Below are 8,370 nucleotides of genomic sequence, written 5' to 3'. Positions count from 1 at the left end.
GTATTCGCGATTGCGAACCAAAAGGGTGGTGTGGGTAAAACCACCACCTGCATCAACCTCGCAGCTTCCCTGGTCGCTACCAAGCGTCGGGTACTGCTGATCGATCTCGATCCACAGGGCAACGCCACCATGGGTAGCGGTGTGGATAAACACGGTCTGGAAAACTCGGTCTACGACTTGCTGATCGGTGAATGCGATCTGGCCCAGGCCATGCATTTTTCCGAACACGGTGGTTACCAGTTGCTGCCGGCTAACCGTGACCTGACGGCGGCTGAAGTGGTTCTGCTGGAAATGCAGATGAAGGAAAGCCGCCTGCGCAGTGCGTTGGCGCCGATCCGAGAAAACTACGATTACATTTTGATCGACTGCCCACCGTCGTTGTCCATGCTCACGCTGAACGCACTGGTTGCTGCCGATGGGGTGATTATCCCCATGCAGTGCGAGTACTTCGCGCTCGAAGGTCTGAGTGACCTTGTGGATAACATCAAGCGCATCGCCGAATTGCTGAACCCGAACCTGAAAGTCGAAGGCCTGTTGCGGACCATGTACGACCCGCGGCTGAGCCTGATGAACGATGTGTCTGCACAGCTCAAGGAACACTTCGGCGAGCAACTCTACGACACCGTGATTCCGCGCAACATCCGCCTGGCCGAAGCGCCTAGTTATGGGATGCCGGCATTGGCGTACGACAAGTCATCGCGGGGCGCCATTGCCTATCTGGCATTGGCGGGCGAGATGGTTCGCCGTCAACGCAAAAACTCACGCACCGCCGCCGCTCAGGCAACTTAAGGAATCCCCATGGCCGTCAAGAAACGAGGTYTCGGACGTGGACTGGATGCACTGCTGAGTAGTCCGACTGTCAGCTCGCTGGAAGAACAAGCGGTGCAAGCCGACCAGCGCGAGTTGCAGCACCTGCCCCTGGACCTGATCCAGCGGGGCAAGTACCAGCCCCGTCGGGATATGGATCCTCAAGCGCTGGAAGAATTGGCGCAGTCGATCAAGGCCCAGGGGGTGATGCAGCCGATCGTGGTCCGCCCGATTGGTAGCGGTCGCTTCGAAATCATCGCCGGTGAACGCCGCTGGCGTGCAAGCCAGCAGGCTGGCCAGGAAACCATCCCGGCGATGGTTCGTGATGTTCCGGATGAAACGGCCATCGCAATGGCGCTGATCGAGAATATCCAGCGTGAAGACCTCAATCCGATCGAAGAAGCGGTGGCGTTGCAGCGTTTGCAGCAGGAATTCCAGCTGACTCAGCAACAGGTTGCCGAAGCGGTGGGCAAATCCCGCGTGACCGTGGCCAACCTGCTACGCTTGATCGCGTTGCCGGAAGTTATCAAAACCATGCTGTCGCACGGCGACCTGGAAATGGGTCATGCGCGTGCTTTGCTCGGTTTACCGGAGAATCAACAGGTAGAAGGGGCGCGACACGTTGTCGCACGGGGGCTGACTGTGCGCCAGACTGAAGCACTGGTTCGCCAGTGGTTGAGTGGCAAACAGGAGCCTGCTGAACCGGTAAAACCGGACCCGGATATAGCCCGACTGGAACAGCGCCTGGCCGAGCGCCTAGGCTCTGCGGTGCAGATTCGCCACGGTAAGAAGGGGAAAGGGCAGTTGGTTATTGGTTACAACTCCCTCGACGAGTTGCAGGGTGTGCTTGCACACATTCGTTGAAACATTTCCTCATGTAGCGTGCAGTCGGAAATCACTACCTGACAGTTGAATAGGGGCGGAACCGCCCCTATACTCTGCGCGCATTTTGTCGGCACAAATTATGCCAAGTTATTGAATTCTGGCAGCCGATCATTGGGGAGCAAAAACGATGGAGAGCCGCACGCCAAACCGCTTGCCGTTCCATCGCCTGGCAGTTTTTCCGGTGTTACTGGCTCAATTTGTCGTTTTGGTACTGGCCGCCTTGGCGCTCTGGTACTGGCATGGAGTCGTAGCCGGGTACTCAGGACTCTGCGGAGGCCTGATAGCCTTGCTTCCCAATGTTTATTTCGCTCACAGGGCATTTCGGTTTTCCGGCGCCCGAGCAGCTCAAGCCATCGTCCGGTCTTTTTATGCCGGTGAGGCGGGCAAACTGATTTTGACGGCAGTGCTCTTTGCATTGACGTTTGCAGGTGTGAAGCCATTGGCGCCGCTAGCTGTATTCGGCGTCTTCGTGTTGACCCAACTGGTCAGCTGGTTCGCGCCCCTGCTGATGAGAACAAGACTTTCGAGACCTTAGGGCGTTTGAGGCAACCATGGCAGAAACAACCGCTTCGGGCTATATCCAGCACCACTTGCAGAACCTGACTTTCGGTCAGCATCCAACTGGCGGGTGGGGTTTTGCCCACACCGCAGCAGAAGCCAAGGAAATGGGCTTCTGGGCTTTCCACGTCGATACCCTCGGCTGGTCGGTCGCGTTGGGTCTGATCTTCGTTCTTCTTTTCCGCATGGCGGCAAAGAAGGCGACTTCCGGTCAGCCTGGTGCTTTGCAGAACTTCGTTGAAGTATTGGTCGAATTCGTCGATGGCAGCGTGAAAGACAGCTTCCATGGCCGTAGCCCGGTGATTGCACCGCTGGCACTGACCATCTTCGTCTGGGTGTTCCTGATGAACGCCGTCGACCTGATACCGGTCGACTGGATTCCTCAGCTGGCCATCCTGGTTACCGGCGACCATCACATTCCGTTCCGTGCGGTGTCGACCACCGACCCGAACGCGACCCTGGGCATGGCCTTGTCGGTGTTCGCGTTGATCATTTTCTACAGCATCAAGGTCAAGGGCATCGGCGGCTTCCTCGGCGAACTGACCCTGCACCCGTTCGGCAGCAAGAACATCTTCGTTCAAGCCCTGCTGATTCCGGTGAACTTCCTGCTGGAGTTCGTGACGCTGGTGGCCAAGCCTATCTCTCTGGCACTGCGTCTGTTCGGCAACATGTACGCCGGCGAGCTGGTCTTCATTCTGATTGCTGTGATGTTCGGCAGCGGTCTGCTCTGGCTTAGCGGCCTGGGCATTGTTCTGCAGTGGGCGTGGGCTGTGTTCCACATCCTGATCATCACCCTGCAGGCGTTTATCTTCATGATGCTGACCATCGTTTACTTGTCGATGGCGCACGAAGAGAACCATTAAGACCAGTCTCGACTAGTCTGATGTCCCACCCGATCAAACGGGTGGGTGCCCTAACAGGGCTATGAAACGATTTGTTTTACCGCTTTAAAATCTAAAAAACCTAAACCATACGACGTAAAAGTCGGGAGGAAAGATGGAAACTGTAGTTGGTCTAACCGCTATCGCTGTTGCACTGTTGATCGGCCTGGGCGCACTGGGTACCGCAATTGGTTTCGGCCTGTTGGGCGGCAAGTTCCTGGAAGGCGCAGCGCGTCAGCCAGAAATGGTTCCAATGCTCCAAGTTAAAATGTTCATCGTTGCCGGTCTGCTCGACGCCGTAACCATGATCGGTGTTGGTATCGCTCTGTTCTTCACCTTCGCGAACCCATTCGTTGGTCAACTCGCTGGCTAATTACTCGAACCTTCGAGTAGTTGGTGTGATGTGTAACGAACGAGCGAGGTGTTGGCGTGAACATTAATGCAACCCTGATTGGCCAGTCCGTTGCGTTCTTCATTTTTGTACTGTTTTGCATGAAGTTCGTGTGGCCTCCGGTCATCGCGGCTTTGCACGAACGTCAGAAGAAGATTGCGGATGGATTGGACGCTGCCGCCCGAGCAGCTCGCGACCTGGAATTGGCCCAAGATAAAGCGGGTCAACAACTGCGCGAAGCTAAAGCTCAGGCAGCCGAAATCATTGAGCAAGCCAAGAAACGCGGTAACCAGATCGTTGAAGAGGCTGTTGAAAAAGCCCGTATCGACGCTGACCGTGTGAAGGTTCAGGCTCAGGCCGAGATCGAACAGGAACTGAACAGTGTCAAAGACGCGCTGCGTGCCCAACTGGGTAGCCTGGCAGTCTCCGGCGCCGAGAAGATCCTGGGTTCCACAATCGATCAAAACGCGCACGCGGAGCTGGTAAACAAACTGGCTGCTGAAATTTAAGCGAGGGCGATCATGGCAGAATTGACCACGTTGGCCCGACCTTACGCTAAGGCAGCCTTCGAGCACGCCCAGGCCCACCAGCAACTGGCCTCTTGGTCAGCCATGCTCGGCCTGGCTGCAGCAGTGTCGCAAGACGACACCATGCAGCGCGTGCTCAAGGCCCCGCGACTGACGAGCGCAGACAAGGCCGCCACGTTTATTGACGTGTGCGGCGACAAGTTTGATGCCAAGGCACAGAACTTCATCAACGTCGTTGCCGAAAACGAGGCGCAGCAGAGCAATGCAGCAACTCAATCCTTCCGAAATAAGTGAAATTATCAAGGGCCGCATCGACAAGCTCGATGTGACCTCCCAAGCCCGTAACGAAGGCACTGTCGTCAGCGTATCTGACGGTATCGTGCGGATTCACGGTCTGGCCGACGTTATGTACGGCGAGATGATCGAGTTTCCGGGCGGCGTCTTCGGTATGGCTCTCAACCTGGAGCAAGACTCTGTAGGTGCCGTTGTATTGGGCTCCTACCAGTCTCTGGCTGAAGGCATGAGCGCCAAGTGCACCGGCCGCATCCTCGAAGTTCCGGTTGGTAAGGAACTGCTGGGTCGCGTAGTCGACGCACTGGGTAACCCGATTGATGGCAAAGGTCCGCTGAACAACACTCTGACCGATGCGGTCGAGAAAGTTGCTCCAGGCGTGATCTGGCGTAAGTCGGTAGACCAGCCTGTACAGACTGGCTACAAGGCTGTCGATGCCATGATCCCTGTCGGCCGTGGCCAGCGTGAGCTGATCATTGGTGACCGTCAGATCGGTAAAACCGCTCTGGCGATCGACGCGATCATCAACCAGAAAAACAGCGGAATCTTCTGCGTCTATGTAGCCATCGGTCAGAAACAATCGACCATCGCTAACATCGTTCGCAAGCTGGAAGAAAACGGCGCACTGGCTAACACGATCATCGTGGCAGCGAGCGCTTCGGAATCTGCAGCACTGCAATACCTGGCGCCTTACGCCGGTTGCACCATGGGTGAATTCTTCCGCGACCGCGGTGAAGACGCGCTGATCGTTTATGACGATCTGTCCAAGCAAGCAGTGGCTTATCGCCAGATTTCCCTGCTGCTGCGCCGTCCACCAGGCCGTGAAGCTTACCCAGGCGACGTGTTCTATCTCCACTCCCGTCTGCTGGAGCGCGCATCCCGCGTTTCGGAAGAGTATGTAGAGAAGTTCACCAACGGCGCAGTGACCGGCAAAACCGGTTCCCTGACCGCATTGCCGATCATCGAAACCCAGGCTGGCGACGTTTCCGCGTTCGTTCCGACCAACGTGATTTCCATCACTGACGGTCAGATCTTCCTGGAATCGGCCATCTTCAACTCCGGGATCCGTCCTGCAGTGAACGCCGGTGTTTCGGTATCCCGTGTGGGTGGTGCCGCTCAGACCAAGATCATCAAGAAGCTCTCCGGTGGTATCCGTACCGCTCTGGCTCAGTACCGTGAACTGGCGGCATTTGCCCAGTTTGCATCTGACCTGGACGAAGCGACCCGTAAGCAACTTGACCATGGTCAGCGCGTTACCGAGCTGATGAAGCAGAAGCAATACGCACCAATGTCGATTGCTGACATGGCGCTGTCGCTGTATGCCGCTGAGCGTGGGTTCCTGACTGACGTCGCGATCGCCAAGATCGGTAGCTTTGAACAAGCGCTGATTTCCTTCTTCAACCGCGATCACGCCGATTTGATGGCGAAGATCAACGTGAAGGGCGACTTCAACGACGAAATCGATGCGGGCATGAAAGCCGGTATCGAGAAGTTCAAGGCGACCCAAACCTGGTAAGCCGCAGCGGGAGCCGCAAGGCTCCCGCTTGCTAACCTGATAGGTGTTACATGGCAGGCGCAAAAGAGATTCGCAGTAAGATTGCGAGCATCAAAAGCACGCAAAAGATTACCAGCGCCATGGAAAAAGTGGCGGTCAGTAAAATGCGCAGGGCACAAATGCGCATGGCTGCTAGCCGTCCTTACGCGGAGCGCATCCGCCAGGTTATTGGTCATTTGGCCAACGCCAACCCGGAATATCGCCACCCGTTCATGATCGAGCGTGAAGTAAAGCGCGTCGGTTACGTCGTGGTGAGCTCTGACCGTGGTCTGTGTGGTGGTTTGAACACCAACCTGTTCAAGGCTCTGGTCAAGGACATGGCGGTAAACCGCGAAAACGGCGTCGAGATTGATCTGTGTGTAGTGGGTAGCAAGGGTGCGGCTTTCTTCCGCAACTTCGGCGGTAACGTCGTAGCAGCTATCAGCCACCTGGGTGAAGAGCCGTCGATCAATGATCTGATCGGCAGCGTCAAGGTGATGCTGGATGCCTACCTGGACGGCCGTATTGACCGCCTGTCCGTGGTGTCCAACAAGTTCATCAACACCATGACGCAACAGCCTACCGTGGAGCAGTTGATTCCACTGGTGGCAACCCCGGATCAAGGACTCAAGCACCACTGGGACTATCTCTACGAACCGGACGCCAAAGAGCTGCTTGACGGCTTGATGGTTCGTTACGTGGAGTCGCAGGTCTACCAGTCGGTGGTCGAGAACAACGCGGCTGAACAAGCTGCGCGGATGATCGCGATGAAGAACGCTACCGACAACGCCGGTGATTTGATCAGCGATTTGCAGCTGATCTACAACAAGGCGCGTCAGGCTGCGATCACCCAAGAGATCTCGGAAATCGTCGGCGGCGCTGCCGCGGTTTAACGGTTCAAATATTCAGAGGATCCAGCTATGAGTAGCGGACGTATCGTTCAAATCATCGGCGCCGTTATCGACGTGGAATTCCCACGCGACAGCGTACCGAGCATCTACAACGCGCTGACTGTACAAAGCGCGGCCGCAACCACTCTGGAAGTTCAGCAACAGCTGGGCGACGGCGTGGTTCGTACCATTGCGATGGGCTCCACCGAGGGCTTGAAGCGTGGTCTGGACGTCATCGACTCCGGTTCCGCCATCTCCGTACCGGTCGGTAAAGCGACTCTGGGCCGGATCATGGACGTTCTGGGCAACCCGATCGACGAAGCTGGCCCGATCGACACCGAAGAGCGCTGGGGCATTCACCGTCCTGCGCCAACCTTCGCTGAACAAGCGGGCGGCAACGACCTGCTGGAAACCGGCATCAAGGCAATCGACCTTGTTTGCCCGTTCACCAAGGGTGGTAAAGTCGGTCTGTTCGGTGGTGCCGGTGTAGGCAAAACCGTAAACATGATGGAATTGATCCGTAACATCGCCATCGAGCACAGCGGTTATTCCGTGTTCGCCGGTGTGGGTGAGCGTACTCGTGAGGGTAACGACTTCTACCACGAGATGAAGGATTCCAACGTTCTGGACAAAGTGGCACTGGTTTACGGTCAGATGAACGAGCCGCCGGGTAACCGTCTGCGCGTAGCACTGACCGGCCTGACCATGGCTGAGAAGTTCCGTGACGAAGGTAACGACGTTCTGCTGTTCGTCGACAACATCTATCGTTACACCCTGGCCGGTACTGAAGTATCCGCACTGCTGGGCCGTATGCCTTCCGCAGTAGGTTACCAGCCGACCCTGGCCGAAGAGATGGGTACTCTGCAAGAGCGTATCACTTCGACCAAAAACGGTTCGATCACCTCGATCCAGGCGGTATACGTACCTGCGGATGACTWGACTGACCCGTCGCCAGCGACCACTTTCGCCCACTTGGACGCCACCGTCGTTCTGTCCCGTGACATCGCTTCCCTGGGTATCTACCCGGCAATCGATCCACTCGACTCGACTTCGCGCCAGCTGGATCCGAACGTAATCGGCCAGGACCACTACGATACCGCTCGCGGTGTACAGTATGTTCTGCAGCGTTACAAAGAACTGAAGGACATCATTGCGATCCTGGGTATGGACGAGCTGTCTGAAGAAGACAAGCAGTTGGTAAACCGTGCTCGTAAGATCCAGCGTTTCTTGTCGCAGCCGTTCTTCGTGGCTGAAGTCTTCACCGGTTCTTCGGGTAAATACGTTTCCCTGAAAGACACCATTGCTGGCTTCAAAGGCATCCTCAACGGTGACTACGACCACCTGCCAGAACAAGCGTTCTACATGGTCGGCGGCATCGAAGAAGCGATCGAGAAAGCCAAGAAACTGTAATCCCGGCGCCCGGAAACGGGCGCTAATTTAGGTTGAGGCAATCAGATGGCTATGACAGTCCATTGCGATATCGTCAGCGCGGAAGGAGAAATCTTTTCCGGCCTGGTCGAGATGGTGATTGCGCACGGTGCACTGGGTGATCTTGGTATCGCCCTGGGTCACGCGCCGCTGATCACTAATCTCAAGCCGGGTCCGA

Annotated in this window: 10 protein-coding genes and 1 pseudogene; all 11 read left to right on the top strand. The window is 56.4% G+C overall.

What is annotated here, in order from left to right:
- The coding region (locus AC1DSG_RS28000) for a ParA family protein (RefSeq protein ID WP_477793769.1) at window positions 1-789 on the top strand (789 nt) is incomplete at its 5' end.
- A 9-nt stretch (window positions 790-798) separates the two neighbouring features.
- Window positions 799-1,671 (top strand): ParB/RepB/Spo0J family partition protein, encoded by an 873-nt coding sequence (locus AC1DSG_RS27995; protein WP_477793768.1) that lies wholly within the window; start codon window positions 799-801, stop codon window positions 1,669-1,671.
- 148 nt (window positions 1,672-1,819) lie between these two features.
- Window positions 1,820-2,227 carry a F0F1 ATP synthase subunit I gene (locus tag AC1DSG_RS27990; protein ID WP_007948092.1) on the top strand — a complete coding sequence of 136 codons (408 nt, stop codon included), beginning with the start codon at window positions 1,820-1,822 and terminating at the stop codon, window positions 2,225-2,227.
- A gap of 16 nt (window positions 2,228-2,243) precedes the next feature.
- Entirely contained in the window at window positions 2,244-3,113 is an 870-nt protein-coding gene (atpB, locus tag AC1DSG_RS27985; protein ID WP_477793767.1) for a F0F1 ATP synthase subunit A, read from the top strand.
- A 133-nt stretch (window positions 3,114-3,246) separates the two neighbouring features.
- On the top strand, window positions 3,247-3,504 hold the full coding sequence (gene atpE, locus AC1DSG_RS27980) for a F0F1 ATP synthase subunit C (protein WP_002555987.1): 258 nt from the start codon (window positions 3,247-3,249) through the stop codon (window positions 3,502-3,504).
- Window positions 3,505-3,560: 56 nt separating this feature from the next.
- On the top strand, window positions 3,561-4,031 hold the full coding sequence (locus AC1DSG_RS27975; protein ID WP_007948090.1) for a F0F1 ATP synthase subunit B: 471 nt from the start codon (window positions 3,561-3,563) through the stop codon (window positions 4,029-4,031).
- Between the two features lie 12 nt (window positions 4,032-4,043).
- Window positions 4,044-4,298: pseudogene (gene atpH, locus AC1DSG_RS27970) on the top strand (ATP synthase F1 subunit delta); the annotation flags it as partial.
- Window positions 4,299-4,311: 13 nt separating this feature from the next.
- A complete protein-coding gene (gene atpA / locus AC1DSG_RS27965; protein ID WP_461989938.1) occupies window positions 4,312-5,856 on the top strand; it encodes a F0F1 ATP synthase subunit alpha in 1,545 nt (514 codons plus the stop codon).
- A gap of 50 nt (window positions 5,857-5,906) precedes the next feature.
- The gene (gene atpG / locus AC1DSG_RS27960; protein ID WP_477793766.1) at window positions 5,907-6,767 is read left to right on the top strand and encodes a F0F1 ATP synthase subunit gamma; all 861 of its coding nucleotides are present in this window, start codon (window positions 5,907-5,909) and stop codon (window positions 6,765-6,767) included.
- A 27-nt stretch (window positions 6,768-6,794) separates the two neighbouring features.
- The gene (atpD, locus tag AC1DSG_RS27955; protein WP_477793765.1) at window positions 6,795-8,174 is read left to right on the top strand and encodes a F0F1 ATP synthase subunit beta; all 1,380 of its coding nucleotides are present in this window, start codon (window positions 6,795-6,797) and stop codon (window positions 8,172-8,174) included.
- 45 nt (window positions 8,175-8,219) lie between these two features.
- A partial coding sequence (locus tag AC1DSG_RS27950; protein ID WP_477793770.1) for a F0F1 ATP synthase subunit epsilon occupies window positions 8,220-8,370 on the top strand: 151 nt, incomplete at its 3' end.

It is taken from the genome of Pseudomonas sp. P5_A12 (assembly GCF_056400685.1).
Note: the sequence above shows the minus strand (reverse complement) of the source record. Positions and strands in the feature narration are given on the sequence as shown.

Bases quoted from the DNA above. Each gene is read 5' to 3' on its own strand.
- atpE (WP_002555987.1), top strand. From the start codon at position 3,247: ATGGAAACTGTAGTTGGTCTAACCGCTATCGCTGTTGCACTGTTGATC.
- AC1DSG_RS27990 (WP_007948092.1), top strand. From the start codon at position 1,820: ATGGAGAGCCGCACGCCAAACCGCTTGCCGTTCCATCGCCTGGCAGTT.
- atpG (WP_477793766.1), top strand. From the start codon at position 5,907: ATGGCAGGCGCAAAAGAGATTCGCAGTAAGATTGCGAGCATCAAAAGC.
- atpB (WP_477793767.1), top strand. From the start codon at position 2,244: ATGGCAGAAACAACCGCTTCGGGCTATATCCAGCACCACTTGCAGAAC.
- atpA (WP_461989938.1), top strand. From the start codon at position 4,312: ATGCAGCAACTCAATCCTTCCGAAATAAGTGAAATTATCAAGGGCCGC.